Origin of the sequence: Pseudomonas sp. MYb327 (assembly GCF_040438925.1) — a bacterium.
Lineage (GTDB): Bacteria > Pseudomonadota > Gammaproteobacteria > Pseudomonadales > Pseudomonadaceae > Aquipseudomonas.
The window spans coordinates 1364858-1389499 of sequence record NZ_CP159258.1; the positions used below are offsets into that span (position 1 = coordinate 1364858).

The following is a 24642-nucleotide window of genomic DNA, read 5'->3' on the forward strand; positions in this document are numbered from 1 at the left end:
GGTTATCGGCCCGCCACTTAGTGTGCCGTCAAACGACGGGAATGTCGTCGAGGTATTTTTCCGCGTCCAGTGCCGCCATGCAGCCCGCACCGGCGGAGGTGACCGCTTGACGGTAAACGTGGTCGGCCACGTCGCCGGCTGCAAACACACCTTCGATGGCAGTCGCGGTAGCGTCGCCTTCGCTGCCGCCCTTGACCAGTAGATAGCCGTCACGCATTTCCAGTTGCCCGGTGAAAAGGTCGGTGTTGGGTTTGTGGCCGATGGCAATGAATACGCCGGCAAGGGGTAATTCCCGGGTGGCGCCGGTATGGCTGTCGCGCAGGCGGGCACCGGTCACGCCGCTGGCGTCGCCGAGGACTTCATCCAGATTCTGGTTCCAGTGCAGGCGAATATTGCCGTTCGCGGCTTTTTCGAAGAGTTTGTCCTGCAGTATTTTCTCCGAGCGCAGTTTGTCGCGACGATGAATCAGATGGACTTCCTTGGCGATGTTCGACAGGTACAGCGCCTCTTCAACCGCTGTGTTGCCACCGCCAACCACCGCGACCACCTGATTGCGATAGAAAAAACCATCGCAGGTCGCACAGGCTGAAACGCCCTTGCCGGCGAACGTTTCTTCCGACGGCAGTCCCAGATATTGGGCTGAAGCGCCGGTGGCAATGATCAGCGCGTCGCAGGTGTAGGTGCCGCTATCACCGATCAGTTCGAACGGGCGTTGTTGCAACTTGGCCGTATGGATGTGGTCGTAGACGATCTCTGTGTCAAAGCGTTCGGCGTGTTTTTGCATGCGTTCCATCAGCACCGGACCGGTCAGGCCCTCGACATCGCCGGGCCAGTTATCGACTTCGACGGTGGTGGTGAGCTGGCCACCTGCCTGTATGCCGGTAATGACTACGGGTTTGAGGTTGGCGCGGGCGGCATAAACGGCTGCGCTGTAACCAGCAGGACCGGAACCGAGGATGATCAGGCGGGAATGCTTCGCTTCGCTCATAGAAACACCTCATAAGCCTTTGTCACAAAAGAGAATGCGTGCTCAAATTGAGTCGCATGTAATGTGTTTTTGACTATGCTACAGCCAAGGATTTCAGGCATGGCATCGGGCGAACAAACCCGTACAATGCCTGGCTGTAACAGTGTTTGTAACAAAATAAGCATCGCGCTCTGTGTTTATAAAAACCAGGGTGCAGTGTTAAAAGTAGTCCCAGTTACGCCTGTTAACTTTTTTACCTGCCTGGATTGGGCAGTTTTTTATAGTCATTCAACAGATGGACGCGCCATAGGCGCAGGAATAGTAGCGTTTTGAAGAAATCCACCGCAGCACCTAAACCAGCCGTGGTTCCGCTCTGGCGCCAACATTTGCACTACCGACTCAAGGAAGGTGCGCTGATCGCCATCGGCGCCCTGTGCCTGTTCCTGATGATGGCCTTGCTGACCTATGGCAAGGACGATCCGGGCTGGAGCCACAACAGCAAGATCGACGACGTTCAGAATTTCGGCGGTCCGGCCGGCTCCTACAGCGCCGACATCCTGTTCATGGTGCTCGGTTACTTTGCCTACATCTTCCCGCTGCTACTGGCGATCAAGGCTTACCAAATATTCCGTCAGCGCCACGAGCCGTGGCAGTGGAGCGGCTGGCTGTTTTCCTGGCGCCTGATCGGCCTGGTGTTCCTGGTGCTGTCCGGTGCTGCGCTGGCGCACATCCATTTCCATGCCGCGACCGGGTTACCGGCCGGGGCTGGTGGTGCGCTGGGCGAAAGCCTTGGCGACCTGGCGAAGAACGCCCTGAATATCCAGGGCAGCACGTTGCTGTTCATCGCCCTGTTTCTGTTCGGTCTGACGGTGTTCACCGACCTGTCTTGGTTCAAGGTGATGGACGTTACCGGCAAGATCACCCTCGACCTGTTCGAGCTGTTCCAGGGCGCAGCCAATCGCTGGTGGGCGGCCCGTACCGAGCGCAAGCAACTGGTTGCGCAGTTGCGTGAAGTCGACGACCGCGTGCATGACGTGGTGGCGCCGACGGTCACCGATAAGCGTGAGCAAGCCAAGGTCAAGGAACGCCTGATCGAGCGCGAGCAGGCGCTGAGCAAGCACATGTCCGAACGCGAGAAGCAGGTGCCGCCGGTGATTGCGCCGGCTCCGCCGAAACCTCCCGCGCCGAGCAAACGCGTGGAAAAAGAGAAGCAGGCGCCGTTGTTCGTCGACAGCGCCGTGGAAGGCACCTTGCCGCCAATCTCGATCCTCGACCCTGCGGAAAAGAAACAACTCAATTACTCGCCTGAATCCCTGGCTGCGGTTGGCCATTTGCTGGAAATCAAGCTCAAGGAATTCGGCGTCGAAGTCACCGTGGACTCGATCCACCCGGGTCCGGTCATTACCCGTTACGAAATCCAGCCGGCAGCGGGGGTCAAGGTCAGTCGCATCGCCAACCTGGCGAAAGACCTCGCACGTTCCTTGGCCGTGACCAGTGTGCGTGTGGTGGAAGTGATTCCGGGCAAGACCACGGTCGGTATCGAGATTCCCAACGAAGACCGGCAGATCGTGCGCTTCTCCGAGGTCTTGTCGACCCCCGAGTACGACAACTTCAAATCGCCGGTCACCCTGGCCCTGGGCCATGACATCGGCGGCAAGCCGGTCATTACTGACCTGGCGAAAATGCCTCACTTGCTGGTGGCAGGTACGACCGGTTCCGGTAAGTCGGTGGGTGTGAACGCGATGATCCTGTCGATCCTGTTCAAGTCCGGCCCGGAAGACGCCAAGCTGATCATGATCGACCCGAAAATGCTGGAGCTGTCCATCTACGAAGGCATTCCGCACCTGTTGTGCCCGGTGGTCACCGACATGAAGGATGCGGCCAACGCCTTGCGCTGGAGCGTTGCCGAGATGGAGCGCCGCTACAAACTGATGGCGAAGATGGGCGTCCGAAACCTGTCGGGCTTCAACGCCAAGGTCAAGGAAGCCCAGGACGCCGGCGAGCCATTGAGCGATCCGCTGTACAAGCGCGAAAGCATCCACGACGAAGCGCCGCTGCTACAAAAGTTGCCGACTATCGTCGTGGTGGTGGATGAGTTCGCCGACATGATGATGATTGTCGGCAAGAAGGTTGAAGAACTGATCGCCCGCATCGCACAGAAGGCGCGTGCGGCGGGTATCCACTTGATCCTCGCGACCCAGCGACCGTCGGTAGACGTGATCACCGGCCTGATCAAGGCCAACATCCCGACCCGCATGGCGTTCCAGGTATCGAGCAAGATCGATTCGCGGACCATCATCGACCAGGGCGGCGCCGAACAATTGCTCGGCCACGGTGACATGCTGTACATGCCGCCAGGCACCAGCCTGCCGATCCGTGTCCACGGTGCCTTCGTCTCCGACGATGAGGTTCACCGTGTGGTCGAGGCTTGGAAGCTGCGCGGTGCGCCGGAGTACAACGACGACATTCTTAACGGTGTCGAAGAGGCCGGCAGCGGCTTCGAAGGCAGCAGCGGCGGCGGTGACGGTGATGATCCTGAAGCCGACGCGCTGTACGACGAGGCGGTGCAGTTCGTCTTGGAAAGTCGTCGTGCGTCCATTTCCGCGGTTCAGCGCAAGTTGAAAATTGGCTACAACCGCGCCGCGCGCATGATCGAAGCCATGGAAATGGCCGGGGTCGTGACGTCCATGAACACCAACGGTTCGCGTGAAGTCCTGGCCCCCGGCCCGGTGCGCGACTGACCTGAATTTGAAGGGTGGCGCCCTCGGTCGCCACCCGTAATCCCACGAATGTTATGAGGACTCCCATGCGTCTTATCCGCATGCTGTTGCTGCCGGTACTGGCTTTGACCACGCTCTCGGCCCACGCCGACGAGAAGGACGTGGCGCGTCTGACTCAACTGTTGGAAAAATCCCAGACCCTGAGCGCACGTTTCTCTCAGCTGACCCTCGACGGTTCTGGCACGCAGTTGCAGGAAACCGCCGGTGAAATGTCCCTGCAGCGCCCGGGGCTATTCTACTGGCACACCAATGCGCCAGCCGAGCAAACCATGGTCTCCGATGGCAAGAAAGTGACCCTGTGGGACCCGGATCTGGAGCAGGCAACCATCAAGAATCTCGATCAGCGCCTGACCCAGACGCCTGCGTTGCTGTTGTCCGGTGACGTGTCGAAGATCAGCCAGAGCTTCGACATCAGCGCCAAGGAAGCCGGCGGCGTGATCGACTTCACCCTGAAGCCGAAAACCAAGGACACCCTGTTCGACAGTCTGCGCCTGTCGTTCCGTAATGGTCTGGTCAACGATATGCAGATGATTGACAGCGTCGGTCAACGCACCAATATCCTGTTCACCGGGGTGAAGGCCAACGAGCCGATCCCGGCTTCGAAGTTCAAGTTCGACATCCCTAAAGGCGCAGACGTGATCCAGGAGTAACACGCAAAACCCTTGTAGGCGCCGGCTTGCTGGCGATGGCGGTTTGTCATTCAACATTAATGCCGACTGACCCACCATCGCCAGCAAGCCGGCTCCTACAGTGGGATGCGGTGTTCATAGCGAGGTTTTAAAAGTACGTGATGGACCTGTTTCGCAGTGCCCCGATCGCTCAACCGTTAGCCGCCCGTTTGCGCGCGACCAATCTGGACGAGTACGTCGGTCAGGAACACGTGCTCGCTCGAGGCAAGCCATTGCGCGAAGCGCTGGAGCAGGGTGCCCTGCATTCGATGATTTTCTGGGGGCCGCCGGGGGTGGGCAAAACCACCCTGGCGCGTCTGCTGGCGGAAGTCTCGGATGCACACTTCGAAACGGTGTCGGCAGTGCTGGCCGGGGTCAAGGAAATCCGTCAGGCGGTCGAGATCGCCAAGCAGCAGGCCGGACAATACGGCAAGCGCACCATCCTGTTCGTCGATGAAGTGCATCGTTTCAACAAGTCCCAGCAGGACGCCTTCCTGCCGTACGTTGAAGACGGCACGCTGATTTTCATCGGCGCCACCACGGAAAACCCGTCCTTCGAACTCAATAACGCCTTGCTGTCCCGTGCCCGTGTTTACGTACTCAAGAGTCTCGACGAAGCGGCGCTGCGCAAACTGGTGCATCGCGCCCTGACCGAAGAGCGGGGGCTGGGCAAGCGTAACCTGACCCTCAGCGATGAAGGCTTCCGGATGTTGCTGTCCGCCGCCGACGGCGATGGCCGACGTTTGCTCAACCTGCTGGAAAACGCCTCGGATCTTGCCGAAGACAACAGTGAAATCGGCACCGAACTGCTGCAAAGTCTGCTCGGTGATACCCGTCGCCGATTCGACAAGGGTGGCGAAGCGTTCTACGACCAGATTTCCGCACTGCATAAGTCCGTGCGCGGTTCCAATCCCGACGGCGCTCTGTACTGGTTTGCGCGGATGATTGACGGCGGTTGCGACCCGCTGTACCTGGCCCGGCGCGTGGTGCGCATGGCCAGCGAAGACATCGGCAATGCCGATCCGCGTGCCCTGAGCCTGTGCCTGGCGGCGTGGGAAGTGCAGGAACGCCTCGGCAGCCCGGAAGGCGAATTGGCGGTGGCGCAGGCGATCACTTATCTGGCTTGCGCGCCGAAAAGCAACGCGGTGTACATGGGGTTCAAGACAGCATTGCGTGCCGCGGCTGAACACGGTTCGCTGGAGGTGCCGCTGCACCTGCGCAATGCGCCGACCAAGCTGATGAAACAATTGGGCTATGGCGACGAGTACCGTTACGCCCACGACGAACCTGATGCTTATGCCGCCGGGGAAGACTATTTCCCGGAAGAACTGGACCCGATCCCGTTTTATCAGCCGGTGCCTCGTGGCCTGGAGCTGAAGATCGGCGAGAAGCTCAATCACTTGGCGAAGCTCGACCGTTTAAGCCCCCGGCAGAGGAGAAAATAGTGGTTCCTTTGATCATTGCGGTTTCCGTCGGCGGGATGGCCGGCACCCTGTTGCGATTCGCCACGGGTAACTGGATCAACGCTAATTGGCCGCGGCACTTCTATACCGCGACGCTCGCCGTTAATATCGTGGGCTGTTTGCTGATCGGCGTTCTATACGGTCTGTTTTTGATACGCCCGGAGGTGCCGATCGAGGTGCGCGCCGGGTTGATCGTCGGCTTCCTCGGAGGGCTGACGACTTTTTCATCCTTTTCACTGGATACGGTGCGTCTGCTCGAAAGCGGACAAGTTCCGCTAGCATTGGGCTATGCGGCCATCAGCGTATTCGGCGGGCTGCTCGCCACATGGGCTGGCCTGTCCTTGACCAAACTTTGATAACGAGAGACCGACATGCTCGATTCCAAACTGTTACGTAGCAACCTTCAGGACGTAGCGGACCGCCTGGCTTCCCGTGGCTTTGCCCTGGATGTCGCGCGCATCGAAGCGCTGGAAGAACAGCGCAAGACCGTACAGACCCGCACCGAAGCACTGCAGGCTGAACGTAATGCGCGCTCCAAATCCATCGGTCAGGCCAAGCAGCGCGGCGAAGACATCGCGCCGTTGATGGCGGACGTCGAGCGCATGGCGGGCGAGTTGAGCGCCGGCAAAGTCGAACTGGACGCGATCCAGACCGAACTGGACTCGATCCTGCTGGGCATCCCCAACCTGCCGCATGAATCCGTGCCGGTCGGTAAAGACGAAGACGACAACGTCGAAGTGCGCCGCTGGGGTACTCCGACCGCGTTTGATTTCCCGGTTCTGGACCACGTGGCCCTGGGCGAGAAGTTCGGCTGGCTGGACTTCGAAACCGCGGCCAAGCTGTCCGGCGCCCGTTTCGCCCTGCTGCGCGGTCCCATCGCCCGCATGCACCGCGCCCTGGCGCAGTTCATGATCAACCTGCACGTCACCGAGCACGGTTACGAAGAGGCTTACACGCCTTATCTGGTTCAAGCCCCGGCGCTGCAAGGCACCGGTCAGCTGCCGAAATTCGAAGAAGACCTGTTCAAGATCGCTCGCGAAGGCGAAGCCGATCTGTACCTGATCCCGACTGCCGAAGTGTCGCTGACCAACATCGTTGCTGGCGAAATCGTCGATTCGAAACTGCTGCCGATCAAGTTTGTCGCCCACACCCCGTGCTTCCGCAGTGAAGCCGGTGCGTCGGGTCGCGACACCCGCGGCATGATCCGCCAGCACCAGTTCGACAAGGTCGAGATGGTGCAGATCGTCGAACCATCGACTTCGATGGAAGCGCTGGAAGGCCTGGCCGCCAACGCCGAGAAGGTCCTGCAACTGCTGGAATTGCCGTATCGCACGATTGCCCTGTGCACCGGCGACATGGGCTTCAGTGCGGTCAAGACCTACGACCTGGAAGTGTGGATTCCGAGCCAGGACAAATACCGCGAAATCTCGTCGTGCTCCAACTGCGGCGACTTCCAGGCCCGTCGCATGCAAGCGCGTTTCCGCAACCCGGAAACCGGTAAGCCGGAACTGGTGCACACCCTGAACGGTTCGGGTCTGGCGGTCGGTCGTACCCTCGTTGCCGTGCTGGAAAACTACCAGCAGGCCGACGGTTCGATCCGCGTACCAGAGGTATTGAAGCCATACATGGGTGGTCTCGAGGTCATTGGCTAAATGAAATATCTGCCGCTGTTCCATAACCTTCGCGGCAGTCGTGTGTTGGTTGTCGGTGGGGGGGAGATTGCCTTGCGCAAATCCCGCCTGCTGGCCGATGCCGGTGCGCTGCTGCGGGTGGTCGCACCTGAAATTGAAACGCAGCTGCGCGAACTGGTCACCGCCAGCGGCGGCGAGTGTGTGCTGCGTGGTTACGTCGAAACGGATCTGGACGGTTGTGGCCTGATCATCGCCGCCACCGACGATGAGTCGCTGAACGCGCAAGTTTCCGCCGATGCCCATCGGCGTTGCGTGCCGGTCAACGTGGTGGACGCGCCGGCCCTGTGCAGCGTGATCTTCCCGGCCATCGTCGACCGTTCACCGTTGATCATCGCCGTGTCCAGTGGTGGAGATGCGCCGGTGCTGGCGCGTTTGATCCGCGCCAAGATCGAAACCTGGATTCCTTCTACCTACGGTCAGTTGGCCGGTTTGGCGGCGCGTTTCCGCAATCAGGTCAAAGGCCTGTTTCCGGATGTGCAGCAGCGTCGTGCGTTCTGGGAAGATGTGTTCCAGGGCCCGGTTGCCGACCGACAACTGGCCGGGCAGGGTGCTGAAGCCGAGCGTTTACTGCAAGCCAAGATTGACGGTGAAGCGCCGGTGGCAACTGGCGAGGTGTATCTGGTGGGCGCGGGGCCGGGTGATCCGGACCTGTTGACCTTCCGCGCCTTGCGCCTGATGCAACAAGCCGATGTGGTGCTGTACGACCGCTTGGTAGCACCGGCAATTCTGGAATTGTGCCGTCGCGATGCCGAACGGGTTTACGTCGGTAAGCGTCGCGCCGATCACGCCGTACCGCAGGATCAGATCAACCAGCAATTGGTCGACCTGGCGAAGCAAGGCAAGCGCGTGGTGCGGTTGAAGGGCGGTGATCCGTTCATCTTCGGCCGTGGTGGTGAAGAGATCGAAGAACTGGCGGCCCATGGCATCCCGTTCCAGGTCGTGCCGGGTATCACGGCGGCCAGCGGTTGTGCGGCGTACGCGGGAATTCCGCTGACTCACCGCGACTACGCGCAGTCGGTGCGTTTCGTGACCGGGCATCTCAAGGATGGCTCCACTGATTTGCCGTGGGCAGATCTGGTCGCGCCGGCGCAAACCCTGGTGTTCTACATGGGGTTGGTGGGCTTGCCGATCATCTGCGAGCAGCTGATCAAGCATGGTCGCGGGGCGGATACACCGGCGGCGTTGATTCAGCAGGGCACGACGGTCAATCAGAGGGTCTTTACCGGCACCTTGGCCGACCTTCCGCGCCTGGTGGCGGAGCATGAAGTGCATGCGCCGACGTTGGTAATCGTTGGGGAAGTGGTGCAACTGCGCGAGAAACTGGCGTGGTTTGAAGGGGCTCAGGCGCAGGTCTGAAAACCTACTCGGTCCCATCGCCAGCAAGCCAGCTCCTACTGGGAATTTGTGTCGTTCACAATTTCCCTGTAGGAGCTGGCTTGCCAGCGATGAGGCCCTCAAAACCTGCAAACATCTCAGGCCCTGCGCCAAACCCCTTTTCCACTCAACCGCTCCCGATCATGGGGCGCGTTGAAATCCTGCTCCGGCCCTTTCGGCACGATGCCCGTCGGGTTGATGGTCTTGTGACTGCCGTAGTAGTGATTCTTGATGTGTTCAAAACTCACCGTCTCGGCAATCCCCGGCCACTGATAAATCTCCCGCAGCCAGTTCGACAGATTCGGGTAATCGGCAATTCGGTGCAGGTTGCACTTGAAGTGACCGTAATAGACGGCGTCGAAGCGAATTATCGTGGTGAACAAGCGGATGTCCGCTTCGGTCAGGTATTCGCCCGTCAGGTAACGGTTGGCAGCCAGCAACTGTTCCAGGCGATCCAATTCCGCAAACAATTCGTCGAACGCTTCTTCATAAGCCGATTGCGAGGTAGCAAACCCGGCACGGTATACGCCGTTGTTCACCGCTGGATAAATCCGCCCGTTCAGCGCATCAATTTCGCCACGCAGCGCTTGCGGATAGAAGTCCAGGTCATTGCTGGTCAACTCATCGAATGCACTGTTGAACATGCGGATGATCTCCGCCGACTCATTGTTGACGATGCGTTTTTGCTGTTTGTCCCACAGCACCGGCACGGTGACGCGACCGGTGTAGTCGGCAGTGTCGGCGGTGTAACGCTGGTGCATGAAGTCAAAATGATCAAGTTTGTCGCCGGTTGAGCCGTGGGCCTTGTCGAAGGTCCAGCCGTTTTCCAGCATCAAGTAGCTGACCACCGATACATCGATGAGGCTTTCGAGGCCTTTGAGTTTGCGCAGGATCAACGTGCGATGGGCCCACGGACAGGCGAGGGACACGTAGAGGTGATAGCGGCCCGCCTCAGCGGCAAAGCCACCGACACCGGTCGGGCCCGGCTGGCCGTCCGCGGTCAGCCAATTGCGGCGTTGCGCTTGTTCGCGCTGGAACGCACCGTCCTTGCTGCTTTCGTACCACTTGTCCTGCCAGCGACCTTCGACTAATAAACCCATGTACGAGACTCCTCAACCGATAAGCGTTGGAGGTTAGTCTATGCCCATATGTTCGATAAAAAAGCGCAAAGGCTGGGCGGTTATGATCGGTTAAATCGATTTGTCCCGTGCATCCCAATATTGCTGCGCGGTTTCGAATGCTTGCTCGCGGCTCTGGCCCAAGCCGCGCAAGGCCAGGGCCATGGTCGAGATCAGGGCCATTTGCGGGTAGCTGTCGACCACATCACCGCGCCACACGGCTTTCAAATGTTCGGGTTCGAGGCTGGGCGGTTTGACGTGGCGCTGGCTCGACAGTTGCGGCCATTCCTCATCCCAGTTTTCGCCACCGGTGGTGCCATACAGATGGCTGTCGGCATCCGGGTTAATCTCGATCTCGCCGCCATCGCCCTTGACCACGATGGCCGTGTCGCCGAGCAAACCGCTGGCATCACGGTGCACGGCCTGATAGCCGGGATGGAAAATACTTTGCAAACCGCAGCGCGCGCCCAGCGGGTTGAGAATCCGTGCCAGTGAGTGAATCGGCGAGCGCAGGCCCAGGGTGTTGCGCAGATCGATCATGCGTTGCAGTGGCGGCGCCCAGTCCAGCAACGGCATGAAGGCGAGGCCACCGTTGTCCAGCGCTGCACTGACCTGCTGCCAGTTACGGCACAGCGGGATTTGCAATTCATCCAGCAGTTGTTCGCTATACAGTCGACCCGCCGTGTGGGCGCCAGCGCCGTGCATGAAAATCCGCACGCCGTTCTGTGACAGGCACTTGGCCGCCAGCAGGTACCACGGCAAATGACGCTTCTTGCCAGCATAGGTCGGCCAATCCAGATCGACTGCCAGCGCAGGCGGGTTCAAGCGCTCACGCAAGGCTTCGGTGAACCCGGCCATTTCCTCGGCGCTTTCTTCCTTGTGCCGCAGCAGCATCAGGAAGGCACCGAGCTGGGTGTCTTCGACCTTATCGTCGAGCACCATGCCCATGGCTTCACGAGCCTCTTCACGGGTCAGGTCGCGCGCGCCGCGTTTGCCTTTGCCGAGGATCCGCACGAACTGGGCGAACGGGTGCTCGGCGGGTGTTTCGAGGATCAGCGCTGGATAATCGGTCATAAGCAATTCGTCGGTTTGGGCAGGCCCGCCAGTTTTGCGGCGAGTTTGGCAGGGGTGCCTTTGAACAGTCGGTTCAGGTGCAGGCTGTTGCCCTTTTCCGGGCCGAGCTTCAATGCGGTGTACTTGATCAGCGGACGGGTGGCCGGTGACAGCTGGAATTCGGCATAGAAACTGCGCAGCAGTTCGAGGATTTCCCAGTGTTCCGGGCTCAACTCGATGTCCTCGGCCGCCGCCAGGGCAGTGGCCACATCGGCGGACCAGTCACTTAATTCGACCAGAAAACCGTCCTTGTCCAACTCGATGGCGCGTGCGCCGACCGTCAGTGAATTCATAGCCAACTGTTGACCTTGTCATGGTGGATCGACAGCTCGACGAAGGCCGGGTAATCGATGGCCTTGGCCCAGTCTGGAACGTCGATCGCCCGCGCGTGGGCATCTTCGATCAGAACGTAAAGATCCAGGCTGCGAGCGTTCAGGACGCTGAAAGGCGCAGTGCCCGGTCGCAAGGCATAGGCCGCGTCGCCGCACAACAGCAGCGCATCGTTCGCGCCGATCACGCGCAGGCAACTGCTCAGGCGGTCGTCGCCGAACGGGGAATGAGACAACACATGCAAAGTCGACATCAGAGGGTGATCACCTGGTCGTAACGGTCAATGAGTGCGGTAATTTCGTCAGCAGCCAGCACTTGGGCTTCTTCCAGCGACAGGACGCTTGGGTTCAGGCCACGTTCGGCAGCGCTGTCGCCACAGACAAACAGTTCTTCGACGCCAAACATCGGCAAGGCTTGCAGGTTGGCGCTCAGGTCTTTCTGTTGCAACGCCTTGGCGTCCTGTTGCGCGGCGAGCTGGAGCACGCCGTCATCGAGAAACAGCAGGCCAATGGGCAGATCGAATGCGCCGCCAGCCAGTACGATGTCCAGCGCTTCCCGCGCACCCGGGCCGGACCAAGGCGATTGGCGGCTGATGATCAACAAGGATTTAGCCATCTCATGCGCCTCCGAAACAGATCAGGCGGTCAGCGTCCTGCACTGCATCGTGCAACTGGCCGAGGCCGGACAATTCACACGGCGCGTCGACGGCGACGGCTTCGCGTTGATAGCGCCTGGCTTCTTCCTCGTTCAACACACCACGACGCAGGGCGGCGGCGATGCACACCACGCCATCCAGTCGATGTTCACTGACAAAGGCGCGCCATTGCTTGGGCAAGTCTTGCTCGTCCTGGGGCGTGACCACGCTGCTGGAGGCGTTGTACACACCGTCCTGGTAGAAAAACAGCCGGACAATTTCATGCCCGCCGGCCAGCGCAGCCTGGGCGAACAGCAAGGCGCGGCGCGAGGAGGGCGCATGGGCGGCGGAGAACACGGTGATGGCGAACTTCATGACGGACTCGATCAGCGAAACTGCGGCCATGATAAAGCTTTATCGGCGGGGGGGCTAAATCGATGTTGCCTGTAGGGGCCCCATCGCTGGCAAGCCAGCTCCTACAGGAATTGCGTCGATCACAAAAGTTGCAGATCGCCGCATATCTACTGTAGGAGCTGGCTTGCCAGCGATGGCGGCCACACAGGCGACGTAAATCTCAGCGCGGCATGTACCCCAACTGCCACCGCCGCGGGATCTTCAGCGACAACAGGCCCAACGTCGCCGCCAGCAAGCCGCTGGCAAACAGTGCCTTGAGCCCGAAATGCTGTTCCAGCACGGCGCCGAGTACCGCGCCGGCGAACATGCCCGTCCAGGGAATCAGTTGCACGCGCCAGCCGTTGCGGCGCTCGCCGAGCATCCAGCGACCCAGCCCACGGCCGAAGCGCGACAGGGCGCCGGTGACGTAAGTCAGGCCGACCGGCAGGCCGTTGACCTCTTCCACGGCGGCATTGAGCATGCCCATGGCGATGATGGCCGCCAGCAGGGCAGGCAGTTGCGAGTCCAACGGCCAGGCCGCGGCGCCACACAGCAGGGCAGCAATGCACAGTAGCAACGGCAGCGACCGGCGCCCACCGAGCCGACTGACAATAATGCCCAGCGCATTGCCGACGATGAACGTGGCGATGAGCAGCACCAGACGCAGGGTCAACCCCAGGTCACCGGCGCTGATGGCGACGGCCATGCGGGTGGTATTACCGCTCATGAAGGAAACAAAATCACCGCTGGCCATGAAGCCGATGGCGTCGGTCATCCCGGCCAATACCGAGAGCATGGCCACCAGGCTCAAGCCGATGCGTCCACGCCATTTTTGTGTGTGCAGATGTCCGGGACTGGCGTGAGTCTTGGAGGCGGTAGGCAGCATCGTCGCGGTGATCCTTGAGCCAGGGTTACGGTTCTATCCCATACAAATCGCAATATTCCAGCCAATCCATACCCGCCATCTCGGCCACTTCCTTGTGCACTTCGAGGCGCTGGGCCTGATAGTCCTCAGGGGTGGCTGCGGTCAGTTGCAGGGTCAGTTCCCAGGCGAACAAACCCAGGCGCTCGGCTTCGGCTTCAAAGGCCTCATGCAAACGCTCATCGCGATACTGCGCCGAAGTTTCACCCTTGGCTTGCGCCAGCAACGGGTTGAGATTGTCGAGCTCGACGCGCAATTCTGGACGTTCATCGAGAAACTTCTTCAGCGCTTGTTCGTGTTGCTGCTCGGATGCCGCCATGGTCGCTCCTTGAGAATGGATTACGAAGACTGCTTCTTGCTGGCCTTGGCCGCAGCCGCCAGACATTCGAGGGCAAATTGCTCGGTGTAGGTCATCTGGATCGGCGTGGTTTCGCCTTTGACGGTTCGTTCGCCATCGAGGATGTAACGAATCCGCTTGTCGGTGACGCCGATTCGCTTGGCGATCCAGGACGGTGTCTGCCCGATCTGGCTGATCAGCTTGTCGGCGTATTCGGTGGTCGGTTTGTAAAACTCGGCGTTGGGTGTCATGTGGATTCCGGAATGCGGCGAAAGGGGCGCGACAGGGTGCGCGAATCGTGGCGCGGTGTCGCGGTATAAATGAAGTAAAGCAGAACGATACGCGCTGCCGGGGTGTTACAGTCCGCTTTTTCTTGATGAGCGAATGCGATGCGAATTCTGATGGTGGCGCTGGCCGTTACGATGCTGGCCGGTTGTGCGGGCTCAGTGATGAGCGACGCCCGCAGCAAACCTCCGTATAAGACCCTGAACTCGAACAAACCGGCCAAAGACGTGGCCCAGTGCGTGCAGTACTCCTGGCAAGACGAAGCGGTGTTCGGTGTGGATGCCAGCGGTTATCTGGAACCGGGCGAGAAGGGCGCTACCACTGTCTACACGCGTTCGGCGGAGTCCTTTGTCGACGTGACCACCGATGCCTCGGGCACCGTGTTGAGCTACTACGCGCAGCAGGATGATTTTGTCGCCAAGCGCCGGTTGGCGGCGTTGGCGACTTGCCTCTAGATTGATGCAGAACCCTGGTAGGAGCCTGGCTTGCCAGCGATGGCGGCTACGAAATCGCCATCGCCGGCAAGCCGGTCTCCTACAAGGTTATGCGTCGTATTTCAGGCGCTTCTGGAAGAAGAAGTGCTTGAATCCCGGCGGGTAATCGGCGATGTGCCCGATCTCGCTGTAACCGCATTTCCTGTAGAACTCCGGCGCCTGGAATTCGAAGGTGTCGAGCCAGAGCCCAATGCACTTCCTTTCCCGCGCCAAGTCTTCGGCCATCTGCATCAGCTTCGATCCCATGCCCTGTCCCCGGGCCTGTTCCGGCACCGACAGCAGGTCGATGAACAACCACTGATAAAACAACCGGGCGTAGAGCCCACCAAGGATTTCATCGTTGTCGTCGCGTACCAGCAACGCGATGGGCTCGGGAATGGCGCCGTCCGCTTTCGACGCGTTATAGGCGCGCAACGGCTGCAGGATCGCCTGGCGTTCTTCTTCCGTGGGATTTGGCGACAACTCGATTCGCAGATTCATGGCTATGTCCTTATGGCAGTGAAGTCGCAGCCTATCTCGGCTGTAGCGATTGATCCATCCCCTCGACACCCGTGGAACCGTCGCCTGCGCTCAGGTGTCTAGCCACAGAGAGCGTCAATCCAGAACGCCGCCTATGAGGACACACCGTGAATATTTTCGAAGCCTTGCGTGAAAGTCATGAACGCCAGCGTACCTACGCCAAAGCAGTGATCAAGACCAGCGGCGACACCCCTGAGCGTGTCGAAGCCTACAAACAGTTGAAATCCGAACTCCAGGCCCACGAAACAGCGGAAGAGCGGCATTTCTACATCCCGCTGATGGAGTTCGACAACGGCGTCGACCTCAGCCGCCATGCGATTTCCGAGCATCACGAAATGGACGAAATGATGGAGGAACTGGACGAGACCGAGATGTCCAGTCCGGCCTGGCTGGCCATCGCGAAGAAGCTGTCCGAGAAAGTCCATCACCATCTTGAGGAAGAAGAGCAGAAGTTCTTCCAGATGGCCGGCAAGCTGCTCGACGACAAACAGAAAGAAACGCTGGCGGGGCAGTACTTGAAGGAATACAAGGCCCAGCTCTCTTGAGGGAACAGTCGCCAGCATTTCCCCTTTTCACCTACCATGCAGGCCTTCGAAAAAACAGGACGCGTTGTCATGTCGAATACAGCCGAGCGGGTCAACATCCTTGAGTCTCAGGTGTTGTCCCACGACTGGTATCTGCTGAAAAAAATCACCTTCGATTACCAACGCAACAACGGCGAATGGCAACGCCAGACCCGTGAGGTTTACGACCGGGGCAATGGTGCGGCGATTCTGCTGTACAACCGCGAAAAGAAAACCGTGGTGCTGACCCGGCAATTCCGCTTGCCGGTGTTCGTCAACGGCCACGACGGTTTACTGATTGAAGTGGCGGCGGGGCTGCTGGAAGGTGCGGCGCCCGAAGAGCGCATCCGCGCAGAAGCCGAAGAAGAAACCGGTTACCGCGTGCACCATGTGCAGAAGGTGTTCGAGGCTTACATGAGCCCGGGTTCCGTGACGGAAAAGCTGCACTTCTTCATCGCTGAATATGATACGGCGTCGAAGGTCAGCGACGGCGGTGGGCTGGAAGAAGAAACCGAGGACCTGGAAGTGCTGGAGTGGTCATTCGATGCAGCCCTCGAAGCGTTTTATCGCGGCGAAATCTGCGATGCGAAGACCATCATGCTATTGCAGCATGCGGCGATGAAAAACATTTTCGCGATCTGATTGACGCACACCCTGTAGGAGCTGGCTTGCCAGCGATTGCGGCCTTAAGTGCTCAGCAAGGCTTCGAGATCCAATCGCTGGCAAGTCAGCTCCTACCCAATCAAAAACCTGGCAGGCGCGCTGTTCCGGGCCATTGCCCACCTTCAAGTGTCAGCAACATCTCCTTCGCATCAAGCCCTCCGGCAAATCCCGTCAGTTTCCCCGATGCACCAATCACCCGATGGCACGGCGCGACAATCGAAATCGGGTTCTTGCCATTCGCCGCACCCACAGCCCGGACTGCGCTCGGGTTGCCGATCTGTTCGGCGATCTGGCTGTAGCTGCGAGTCTCGCCGAAGGGAATGGTCAGCAGCGCGGCCCAGACCTTTTTCTGAAACTCCGTGCCAACAAAATCCAGCTCCAGTTCGAACCGGTGGCGCGTCCCCGCGAAATATTCGCGCAGCTGTTCGGCCGTGCGCAGCAGTATCGGATTGTCTGGCGCTTCGCTCATCGGCCCTAGACGCACCCGGCCCGGTTTGTCGTTTTCCCAGAGGATGGCGGCCAGTCGTGAACCGTTCGCGACCAGCTTTAACTCGCCGACGGGTGAGGCCAGGGTGATCCAGGTGTAAGTCATGTCGCAGGCCACGCCGAATTGTTGAACGGGTGTTAAGCATACTGCCTCGACGGGGAGGCGCAATGCGCAATCCCGACCATACTTGCCTACTGATCCTGAAGCGTTCCCTCTGTATTTGCTCAGAGCCTTAAAACAAAAAGAGACCGACTCATGAAGTACGAACCTTTTGCCAAAACGCTGATTGCGACCTCGTTGGCGCTCAGCTGCCTGATGGCCCATGCGGCGTCCGTGGCCCCGGTCGCGGCCGAAAACGGCATGGTGGTCACCGCCCAGCATCTGGCCAGCCATGTCGGCGTGGATGTGCTCAAGAACGGTGGCAACGCCGTGGATGCCGCGGTTGCGGTGGGTTATGCGCTGGCGGTGGTGTATCCGGCGGCGGGTAACCTCGGCGGCGGCGGTTTCATGACCATTCAATTGGCCGACGGACGCAAGACCTTCCTCGATTTCCGTGAAAAAGCCCCGCTGGCCGCCACCGCCGACATGTACCTCGACAAGGAGGGCAACGTCGTTCCGGACCTGAGCACCCGCGGCCACCTGGCCGTCGGCGTGCCGGGCACCGTGTCTGGCATGGAACTGGCGCTGTCGAAATACGGCACCAAACCGCGCAAGGAAGTGATCGCACCGGCCATCAAGCTTGCCGAAGACGGCTTCGAGCTGGAGCAGGGCGACGTCGAGTTGCTGGAGTACGCCACCGATGTGTTCAAGAAGGACATCAAGGATTCGGGTTCGATTTTCCTGAGTAATGGCGAGCCGATGCAGGTCGGCCAAAAACTCGTTCAGAAAGACCTTGGCAAAACCCTGCGGGAAATCTCCGAGAAGGGCGCCGACGGTTTCTATAAAGGCTGGGTGGCCGACGCCATCGTAACGTCCAGCCAGGCCAACAAAGGCATCATCACCCAGGCCGACCTCGATAAATACAAGACCCGCGAACTGGCGCCGATCGAGTGTGATTACCGTGGCTACCACGTGGTCTCGGCGCCGCCACCGAGCTCAGGCGGCGTGGTGATTTGCCAGATCATGAACATCCTCGAAGGCTATCCGATGAAGGATCTGGGCTATCACTCAGCCCAAGGCATGCACTATCAGATCGAAGCGATGCGCCACGCCTACGTGGACCGCAACAGCTACCTCGGCGATCCGGATTTCGTGAAAAACCCGATTGCCCATCTGCTGGATAAAAACTACGCGACCAAACTCCGCGCAGCGATCAACCCACAAAAGGCCGGCGTGTCCCGCGATCTCAAACCCGGCGTCGCGCCCCATGAAGGCAGCAACACCACCCATTACTCCATCGTCGACAAATGGGGCAATGCGGTGTCGGTGACTTACACCCTCAACGACTGGTTCGGTGCCGGGGTCATGGCCAGCAAAACCGGGGTCATCCTCAACGATGAAATGGACGACTTCACCTCGAAAATCGGCGTGCCGAACATGTACGGCCTGGTCCAGGGCGAGGCCAACGCCATCGCTCCCGGCAAGGCACCGCTGTCGTCCATGAGCCCGACCATCGTCACTAAGGACGGCAAAGTGGTGATGGTGGTCGGTACGCCCGGTGGCAGCCGCATCATCACGGCAACCTTGCTGACCATGCTCAACGTCATCGACTACGGCATGAACATCCAGGAAGCCGTCGATGCGCCGCGATTCCACCAGCAATGGCTGCCAGAGGAAACCAACCTGGAAACCTTCACCACCAGCCCGGACACGGTGAAGATCCTCGAAAGCTGGGGCCACAAGTTTGCCGGGCCGCAGGATGCCAACCACCTGGCGGCAATCCTTGTAGGTGCGCCGTCGCTGGACGGCAAACCGGTGGGCAAAAACCGCTTCTACGGCGCCAACGATCCACGGCGCAACACCGGTTTGTCGCTCGGTTATTGAGGGTTGTGTTTGGTGGGGGACGGACTTATGTTCGTCCCCTGATCCACTGACTTTTCAAGGAAGGAACCATGTCCACCGCATTGCTCATCATCGACGTCCAGCAGGCTCTGTGTGCTGGTGAGTACGAGTGTTTCGAAATCCAGCGCATCATCGGCAACATCAACGACCTCAGCACCCGAGCGCGAAAGGCCGGGGTTCCCGTGGTGCTGATCCAGCATGAAGAAGCGGGCAGTCCGTTTGCGCATGAAGCGGCGGGCTGGCAACTGGCCGAAGGGCTGGAAACTTCGCCCAAGGATCATCGCGTGCGTAAAACCACTGGTGATTCGTTCTATCAGACCAACTTGCAGAAGCTGCTGCCGAAAGAGGACTTCGAGCGCCTTGTCATTTGCGGTCTGCAAACGGATTACTGCGTCAATGCCACGGTGCGCCAGGCACTGAAACTGGGCTATGACGTGGTGCTGGCATCCGACGCCCATTCCACTGTCGATAACGGCAACACGACTGCCGAAGACATCATTACCGAACACAACAAGGATTGGGCACACCTGACCGGTTCGGTGGCGCGGATCGACGTCGTACCGGTCCGGGAAATCCGCTTCTGAATTCACCCCGATCCTGTGGCGAGGGAGCAAGCTTTCTCGCCACCGTTATTCATCGCTCAATCTGGCCTGAATACGATACATCCTCAATAACGTCTACACTTGCAAATCAACTGTAGGAGCAGGCTTGCTGGCGATGGCGCTTTCAAGGACGCAATCGCCAGCAAGCCGGCTCCTACAGGTCTGGTTCCCGCGTAATTTGCTCGCAGGACTCCGGCCCCTGCAACAAGCGATTCTCACACTTCGACGGAGAGGGCAGCCTTCATGGATGTTCTCGTACTTCTCTACCAATACCTGTTCCGGTGGGTGATTGCGCCGGTCAGCGAGCAGTTCCTCGGCCTTTTCGACCTCAATGGCCGTCTCTGTCTTGCCTTTGTGCTCACGTCCTACGCCATCGCCTACGCGCTGTTCCGCTTTCGAAAATCCCGCGAGCTGACGGATGCGCGCACTTTCTGGCAGTTCATCGGCGGCAACCGCGTGCATTTTCATCCCTCAGCGCTGCTGGATTATCGCTACTACTTCGTGCGCGCCATCCTGAAAGTCATGCTGGTGGTGCCCATCGTGGGGTTGGTCGATCCGTACGTGCTGCGCTCCGGCGACTACATCAGTTTTTTCACTCGCCTGTGGGGGGCGCGGGTGCAGGTGGAGGATCATTTGGCGCTGTCGTTGCTCTACGGCCTGGGCGTATTCGTGCTGCAAGACTTCATCCATTACTGGGCTCATCGCGCCTACCATTCGCGCTATTTGTGGGCCTTTCACAAAGTCCATCATTCGGCGCCCGTGCTGGTGCCGGTGACGGCAAGCCGGGTGCACGTTGTCGAGAAGATGGTCGAGCGGCTGATCGACCTCGTGTTCCTCGGGGCCTACGCCGGTGTGTTCTGGTACGCCTGTGGCGGGGAAATCAGCCGCTACACTTTGTTCGGGGTGACTTACATGGTGTTCATCCTCAATGCCCTGGCCTCGAACCTGCGGCACAGCCATGTATGGCTGTCATTCGGGCCGGCGGTCGAGCATGTGCTGAACAGCCCGGCCCAGCACCAGGTCCATCACAGCGACGCACCGCGGCATTTCAACAAGAACTTCGGCATCAATCTTTCTGTTTGGGACTGGATGTTCGGCACGCTCTATGTCACGCATTCGAAGCCTGAGGCCATCCAGTTCGGTACCGGCGAGGCGGATCACCAGCGTTACCTGACGATCTACAGCCTGATCGTTACGCCGTTTGTGGAAACAGCACACAACCTGTGGCGAGGGAGCTTGCTCCCGCTGGGTCGCGAAGCGGCCCCTCTTGTTTCTGAGCAGAACGGGGACCGCTGCGCAGTCCAGCGGGAGCAAGCTCCCTCGCCACAGGTAGTTCTCCGCCTGCTCGTCACAACTCAGGAAGGTTCCAGCGTTCGCGCATCTGCTGGTATTGCGCCTCGGGCAGTTGCACCAGCAGCGGCGATTGGCGCGGGTCGAGCCAGTTGAATAATCGGGCGATGTCCGCCGGGGGCATGGCGGTGCAGCCACGGGTTGGCACCGTGGGGCCGCGCCAGATGTGGAAGAAAATGCAGGAGCCCGCAGCGGGGGACGCCGGGGTGTTGTGCTCGATGACAATGCCCTGGCGATACAAGTCATCACGGCGACGCATGCGTTCAGAGCTGTTCCAGTCTTTCGCAACCGTGGCGCCGTCGACCAGTTCGTTGTAACGCGTGGACTGTGGGTCATCCACGCATTCGATGCTCGGACTGAGGGCGAGGTACGGCAGGCGGGTTTGAGCTGAAGCGTCGTAGCCGAACGAGGTGCCCAGTTTGAATATCCCGGCCGGGGCCTTGCCATCACCTTCCTGTTTCACTGGTCCCTGAAGCGGCTCAGTGTCGAGCAGTCCCTTGCCCCAGCCCATACCGTTTTTGCCCAACACCACTGCAAACGGTGCGTCGAATTTTTTGAAGGTGCTGCCGTGCCGTTCGTAGCGCTGGGCAGTGCCCTGGATATCATCCCAGTTTTTGCTGGTGACCACGATGAGCTGATCACTGCCGTCGAGCCCTTGCGCCATCACGGTGCCGGGTAGCAACAGGATCAGCGCCAAGCAGATCTTGAACGGACTGATCATGGCTTCAACGGCGTAATGGGGAAATCCATGACGGTCTTCAACGCGGGATCACGGCTATAGGTGAAATGCCACCACTCGGCCGAGTAACCGGTGAATCCTTCTTTCTCCATGGCGCTGTTGAGTCGCTGGCGATTCGCTTTGGCCGTCTCGTTGATCAGCGTCGAATCGGTATGTGCGCGCTCATCGAAGCAGTCAAAACCAGTGCCCATATCGACGGCGCCGTCATGCCAACGCTGGCCGTAAGGCGCCGTGCAATCGACGGGCGTGGCAGAGGGCGTCCAGGTGTCGGCGGGCAGCGCTTCGGGGCCAGTCATGGTCAGGTCGACGGTGCCGCCCCTGGAATGATTCGACACGCGCGCCACGTAACCCAGTCGCCAGAAATCCTGCTTGTCCACCCGAGGATAGAACTCGGCCTTGCGCGGTTCGCCCGGTTCCGTGGCGAAGCGTCCCATGTCCGCCACGGCGCGGCTGGGGCGATAGCAATCGAAAACTTTCAAGCCGTAACCTTGCGCCTGCAATGCAGTTTGTACGCGGGCGAGTGCCTTGGCGGCGTCCAGCGACAGCAGGCACTCCGGCGCCTGGTAACCATCGAGCGGATGCCCGGTGAAGTTGTGGGCGCTGGCGTAGCGGATGTCTTGCTCGATGCCCGGAGCGATCGTGCGCAGATACACCATGTGCTCTGGTTTCGGTTCGGCGCTGGCAAGGCACGACAAAACAAGGTTTGAAAGCAGGAGCAATGATCGAGTTGCAAAGCGCATAGGGCCGCGCCTCCGGAAATCCATGACAAGTCACCCCATCATGGCTTGAAACCGGCTTCACCTCCATGCAGTTGTTGATCGGCATGATAAGACGAGCGCACCAGCGGCCCGGACGCGACGTTCTTGAACCCCATCCGCGCGCCTTCCTCGGCGAACCAGGCAAACACCTCGGGGTGCACGAAACGCTGCACCGGCAAGTGGCTGCGCGAGGGTTGCAGGTACTGGCCGAGGGTGAGCATGTCGATATCGTGCTCGCGCATGCGCTGCATGACCTCGATGACTTCCTCGTCGGTTTCGCCCAGACCGAGCATCAGGCCCGACTTCGTGGGCACGTGCGAGACCGATTGCTTGAACTTCTGCAGCAGGTCCAGCGACCACTCGAAATCCGAACCCGGCCGCGCGGCTTTGTAGAGGCGCGGCACGGTTTCAAGGTTGTGGTTGAACACATCCGGCGGTTCGCTGGCGGTGATCGCCAGGGCCACATCCATGCGCCCGCGATAATCCGGCACCAGGGTTTCCAGTTGAATGCCCGGCGACAACTTGCGGATTTCCCGCAGGCAATCGACAAAGTGCTGGGCGCCACCGTCGCGCAAATCGTCGCGATCCACCGAGGTGATCACTACGTATTTCAGGCGCAGCTCTGCGATGGCCACGGCCAGGTTAGTCGGCTCGTTGACGTCCAGCGGTTTCGGGCGGCCGTGGCCGACATCGCAGAACGGGCAACGCCGGGTGCAGATGTCGCCCATGATCATGAAGGTGGCTGTGCCCCCGGAAAAACACTCGCCGAGGTTCGGGCATGAGGCTTCTTCGCAGACACTGTGCAGCTTGTGTTTACGCAGCAATTGCTTGATGCGGTCGACCTCGGGAGAGATCGGCATGCGCACGCGAATCCAGTCAGGTTTACGCGGGAATTCATCCGTGGGGATGATCTTTACCGGAATCCGCGCGACTTTTTCTGCACCGCGCAGCTTGGTGCCGACTTGCACTGTGTCCATAGGTTTCCCCAAGTTCTGTCAGACAAAATACGGACTTGTAGGAGTTGGCTTGCCAGCGATAGCGGTCGATTGATCAACCTCTATGTTGAATGAGCCGCCGTCATCGATGGCAAGCCAGCTCCTACAAGGTTTTGCGTTGTGCGATCAGTCGCGGTAGACCGGGAAGTCGCTACACATTGCGGCGGCCTGCCGCGCGACCTGGGCCTCGACATCGGCATCGCCGAGGTGGTCGAGGATGTCGCAGATCCAGCCCGCCAGTTCGATGCTCTGGGCCTCTTTGAAACCACGACTGGTGATCGCCGGCGTGCCAATACGCAGACCTGAAGTCACGAACGGCGACTGCGGGTCATTGGGTACCGCGTTCTTGTTCACGGTAATGCCGGCACGGCCGAGCGCCGCGTCGGCGTCCTTGCCGGTCAGGCCCTGGCGGATAAGGCTGACTAGAAACAAATGGTTGTCAGTGCCACCGGACACCACGTCATAGCCACGGTCGATAAACACCTTGGCCATCGCCTTCGCGTTGCGGATCACCTGGGTTTGATAGGCCTTGAACGCCGGCTCCAGCGCTTCCTTGAAGCACACGGCCTTGGCGGCGATCACGTGCATCAGCGGACCGCCCTGGCCGCCGGGGAATACGGCGGCGTTGAGCTTTTTCTCCAGTTCCGCATTGCCCTTGGCCAGGATCAGCCCGCCACGCGGACCGCGCAGGGTCTTGTGGGTCGTGGTGGTGACCACATCGGCGTAGGGCAGTGGATTCGGGTACAGACCGGTAGCCACTAGCCCGGCGACGTGAGCCATGTCGACGAACAGGTAGGCGCCGACCTTGTCGGCGATCTGCCGGAAGCGCGGGAAGTCCAGGGTCTTCGAATAAGCCGAGAAGCCGGCGATGATCATCTTCGGCTTGTGCTCGACCGCCAGTCGTTCCACTTCGTCGTAGTCGATCAGCCCGGTGTCGGTGTCGATGCCGTACTGCACCGCGTTGTAGAGCTTGCCGGAAAAGCTCACCTTGGCGCCGTGGGTCAAGTGGCCGCCGTGGGCCAGGCTCATGCCGAGCACGGTGTCACCGGCCTGCAACAACGCCAGGTAAACCGCGGCGTTGGCCTGACTTCCGGAGTGCGGCTGGACGTTGGCGTAGTCGGCGCCGAACAGTTGTTTGGCGCGGTCGATGGCCAGTTGTTCGACCACATCGACGTGCTCACAGCCACCGTAATAACGTTTGCCCGGATAACCTTCGGCGTATTTGTTGGTCAGGCCGCTGCCTTGCGCTTCCATCACCCGTTGGCTGGTGTAGTTTTCCGAGGCGATCAGTTCGATGTGGTGCTCCTGCCGGGCGTCTTCGGCGTTCATCGCCGCCAGCAGTTCGTCGTCGTAGCCTTTGATCTGGTCGTGTTTGGTGAACATGGTGAAGTCCTCT

28 protein-coding genes are annotated in these 24642 nt (G+C 59.9%); 12 read left to right on the forward strand and 16 right to left on the reverse strand.

From position 1 onward, the window contains the following. Positions 1-28 precede the first annotated feature (28 nt). Positions 29-988: a thioredoxin-disulfide reductase gene (gene trxB / locus ABVN21_RS06070; protein ID WP_339553094.1), complete on the reverse strand. Its 960-nt coding sequence runs from the start codon at positions 986-988 to the stop codon at positions 29-31. A gap of 308 nt (positions 989-1296) precedes the next feature. On the opposite strand from trxB, the gene ABVN21_RS06075 reads away from it, so the two are divergent. The 6 genes from ABVN21_RS06075 to cysG all read left to right on the forward strand — a co-directional run bounded on the left by ABVN21_RS06075 (position 1297) and on the right by cysG (position 8925). Continuing rightward, the gene (locus ABVN21_RS06075; protein ID WP_034146924.1) at positions 1297-3708 is read left to right on the forward strand and encodes a DNA translocase FtsK; all 2412 of its coding nucleotides are present in this window, start codon (positions 1297-1299) and stop codon (positions 3706-3708) included. A 65-nt stretch (positions 3709-3773) separates the two neighbouring features. Then, complete coding sequence (gene lolA, locus ABVN21_RS06080) at positions 3774-4397, forward strand: outer membrane lipoprotein chaperone LolA (protein ID WP_339553095.1); 624 nt, start codon at positions 3774-3776, stop codon at positions 4395-4397. Positions 4398-4537: 140 nt separating this feature from the next. Next, positions 4538-5860 (forward strand): replication-associated recombination protein A, encoded by a 1323-nt coding sequence (locus tag ABVN21_RS06085; protein ID WP_339553096.1) that lies wholly within the window; start codon positions 4538-4540, stop codon positions 5858-5860. After that, positions 5860-6234: a fluoride efflux transporter CrcB gene (crcB, locus tag ABVN21_RS06090; protein ID WP_075947929.1), complete on the forward strand. Its 375-nt coding sequence runs from the start codon at positions 5860-5862 to the stop codon at positions 6232-6234. Before ABVN21_RS06085 ends, crcB begins: the two co-directional genes overlap by 1 nt. Before the next feature lie 15 nt (positions 6235-6249). Then, a complete protein-coding gene (serS, locus tag ABVN21_RS06095) occupies positions 6250-7530 on the forward strand; it encodes a serine--tRNA ligase (protein WP_339553097.1) in 1281 nt (426 codons plus the stop codon). After that, the gene (gene cysG, locus ABVN21_RS06100; RefSeq protein WP_339553098.1) at positions 7531-8925 is read left to right on the forward strand and encodes a siroheme synthase CysG; all 1395 of its coding nucleotides are present in this window, start codon (positions 7531-7533) and stop codon (positions 8923-8925) included. A 116-nt stretch (positions 8926-9041) separates the two neighbouring features. Here cysG and ABVN21_RS06105 read toward each other — a convergent pair whose 3' ends face one another. The 9 genes from ABVN21_RS06105 to ABVN21_RS06145 form a co-directional block, all read right to left on the reverse strand. Next, on the reverse strand, positions 9042-10043 hold the full coding sequence (locus ABVN21_RS06105; RefSeq protein WP_339553099.1) for a glutathione S-transferase family protein: 1002 nt from the start codon (positions 10041-10043) through the stop codon (positions 9042-9044). 90 nt (positions 10044-10133) lie between these two features. Next, complete coding sequence (locus ABVN21_RS06110) at positions 10134-11135, reverse strand: glycosyl transferase family protein (protein WP_339553100.1); 1002 nt, start codon at positions 11133-11135, stop codon at positions 10134-10136. Continuing rightward, positions 11132-11467, reverse strand: a complete 336-nt coding sequence (locus tag ABVN21_RS06115; RefSeq protein WP_339553101.1) for a TusE/DsrC/DsvC family sulfur relay protein — start codon at positions 11465-11467, stop codon at positions 11132-11134. The genes ABVN21_RS06110 and ABVN21_RS06115 overlap by 4 nt, the downstream gene beginning before the upstream one ends. Beyond that, on the reverse strand, positions 11464-11757 hold the full coding sequence (tusB, locus tag ABVN21_RS06120; protein WP_339553102.1) for a sulfurtransferase complex subunit TusB: 294 nt from the start codon (positions 11755-11757) through the stop codon (positions 11464-11466). Before tusB ends, ABVN21_RS06115 begins: the two co-directional genes overlap by 4 nt. Further along, on the reverse strand, positions 11757-12119 hold the full coding sequence (gene tusC, locus ABVN21_RS06125) for a sulfurtransferase complex subunit TusC (protein ID WP_339553103.1): 363 nt from the start codon (positions 12117-12119) through the stop codon (positions 11757-11759). Before tusC ends, tusB begins: the two co-directional genes overlap by 1 nt. A 1-nt stretch (position 12120) precedes the next feature. Further along, positions 12121-12513 carry a sulfurtransferase complex subunit TusD gene (gene tusD, locus ABVN21_RS06130; protein ID WP_339553104.1) on the reverse strand — a complete coding sequence of 131 codons (393 nt, stop codon included), beginning with the start codon at positions 12511-12513 and terminating at the stop codon, positions 12121-12123. Positions 12514-12712: 199 nt separating this feature from the next. After that, complete coding sequence (locus ABVN21_RS06135; protein ID WP_339553105.1) at positions 12713-13417, reverse strand: YoaK family protein; 705 nt, start codon at positions 13415-13417, stop codon at positions 12713-12715. Between the two features lie 25 nt (positions 13418-13442). After that, entirely contained in the window at positions 13443-13772 is a 330-nt protein-coding gene (locus ABVN21_RS06140; RefSeq protein ID WP_339553106.1) for a DUF6388 family protein, read from the reverse strand. A gap of 20 nt (positions 13773-13792) precedes the next feature. Continuing rightward, complete coding sequence (locus ABVN21_RS06145) at positions 13793-14041, reverse strand: hypothetical protein (RefSeq protein ID WP_034146936.1); 249 nt, start codon at positions 14039-14041, stop codon at positions 13793-13795. 138 nt (positions 14042-14179) lie between these two features. Here ABVN21_RS06145 and ABVN21_RS06150 point away from each other — a divergent pair, with 138 nt between their 5' ends. Continuing rightward, on the forward strand, positions 14180-14530 hold the full coding sequence (locus ABVN21_RS06150; RefSeq protein WP_339553107.1) for a hypothetical protein: 351 nt from the start codon (positions 14180-14182) through the stop codon (positions 14528-14530). 87 nt (positions 14531-14617) lie between these two features. Here ABVN21_RS06150 and ABVN21_RS06155 read toward each other — a convergent pair whose 3' ends face one another. Beyond that, the gene (locus ABVN21_RS06155) at positions 14618-15049 is read right to left on the reverse strand and encodes a GNAT family N-acetyltransferase (protein ID WP_339553108.1); all 432 of its coding nucleotides are present in this window, start codon (positions 15047-15049) and stop codon (positions 14618-14620) included. Between the two features lie 146 nt (positions 15050-15195). Here ABVN21_RS06155 and ABVN21_RS06160 point away from each other — a divergent pair, with 146 nt between their 5' ends. Together ABVN21_RS06160 and ABVN21_RS06165 are read left to right on the forward strand one after the other, a co-directional pair. Next, positions 15196-15633 (forward strand): hemerythrin domain-containing protein, encoded by a 438-nt coding sequence (locus ABVN21_RS06160; RefSeq protein WP_339553109.1) that lies wholly within the window; start codon positions 15196-15198, stop codon positions 15631-15633. 69 nt (positions 15634-15702) lie between these two features. Beyond that, positions 15703-16293 (forward strand): NUDIX domain-containing protein, encoded by a 591-nt coding sequence (locus tag ABVN21_RS06165; RefSeq protein WP_339553110.1) that lies wholly within the window; start codon positions 15703-15705, stop codon positions 16291-16293. Positions 16294-16393: 100 nt separating this feature from the next. Here the strand turns inward: ABVN21_RS06165 and ABVN21_RS06170 are convergent, their stop codons facing one another. After that, positions 16394-16906, reverse strand: a complete 513-nt coding sequence (locus ABVN21_RS06170; protein ID WP_339553127.1) for a methylated-DNA--[protein]-cysteine S-methyltransferase — start codon at positions 16904-16906, stop codon at positions 16394-16396. 150 nt (positions 16907-17056) lie between these two features. Between ABVN21_RS06170 and ggt the strand changes: the two genes are divergently transcribed. The 3 genes from ggt to ABVN21_RS06185 all read left to right on the forward strand — a co-directional run bounded on the left by ggt (position 17057) and on the right by ABVN21_RS06185 (position 20850). After that, complete coding sequence (gene ggt, locus ABVN21_RS06175; RefSeq protein WP_339553111.1) at positions 17057-18784, forward strand: gamma-glutamyltransferase; 1728 nt, start codon at positions 17057-17059, stop codon at positions 18782-18784. A gap of 68 nt (positions 18785-18852) precedes the next feature. Beyond that, positions 18853-19386: a cysteine hydrolase family protein gene (locus ABVN21_RS06180; RefSeq protein WP_339553112.1), complete on the forward strand. Its 534-nt coding sequence runs from the start codon at positions 18853-18855 to the stop codon at positions 19384-19386. Positions 19387-19647: 261 nt separating this feature from the next. Next, on the forward strand, positions 19648-20850 hold the full coding sequence (locus ABVN21_RS06185) for a sterol desaturase family protein (protein ID WP_339553113.1): 1203 nt from the start codon (positions 19648-19650) through the stop codon (positions 20848-20850). On the opposite strand, the gene ABVN21_RS06190 is transcribed toward ABVN21_RS06185, so the two are convergent. The 4 genes from ABVN21_RS06190 to glyA form a co-directional block, all read right to left on the reverse strand. Continuing rightward, entirely contained in the window at positions 20753-21475 is a 723-nt protein-coding gene (locus ABVN21_RS06190; protein ID WP_339553114.1) for a L,D-transpeptidase family protein, read from the reverse strand. The two genes, ABVN21_RS06185 and ABVN21_RS06190, sit on opposite strands and share 98 nt — an antisense overlap. Next, positions 21472-22233, reverse strand: coding sequence for a M15 family metallopeptidase (locus ABVN21_RS06195; protein WP_339553115.1), 762 nt, complete (start codon positions 22231-22233; stop codon positions 21472-21474). Before ABVN21_RS06195 ends, ABVN21_RS06190 begins: the two co-directional genes overlap by 4 nt. 38 nt (positions 22234-22271) lie before the next feature. Next, a complete protein-coding gene (lipA, locus tag ABVN21_RS06200; protein ID WP_339553116.1) occupies positions 22272-23228 on the reverse strand; it encodes a lipoyl synthase in 957 nt (318 codons plus the stop codon). Positions 23229-23372: 144 nt separating this feature from the next. Beyond that, on the reverse strand, positions 23373-24629 hold the full coding sequence (gene glyA / locus ABVN21_RS06205) for a serine hydroxymethyltransferase (protein WP_339553117.1): 1257 nt from the start codon (positions 24627-24629) through the stop codon (positions 23373-23375). Positions 24630-24642: the final 13 nt, after the last annotated feature.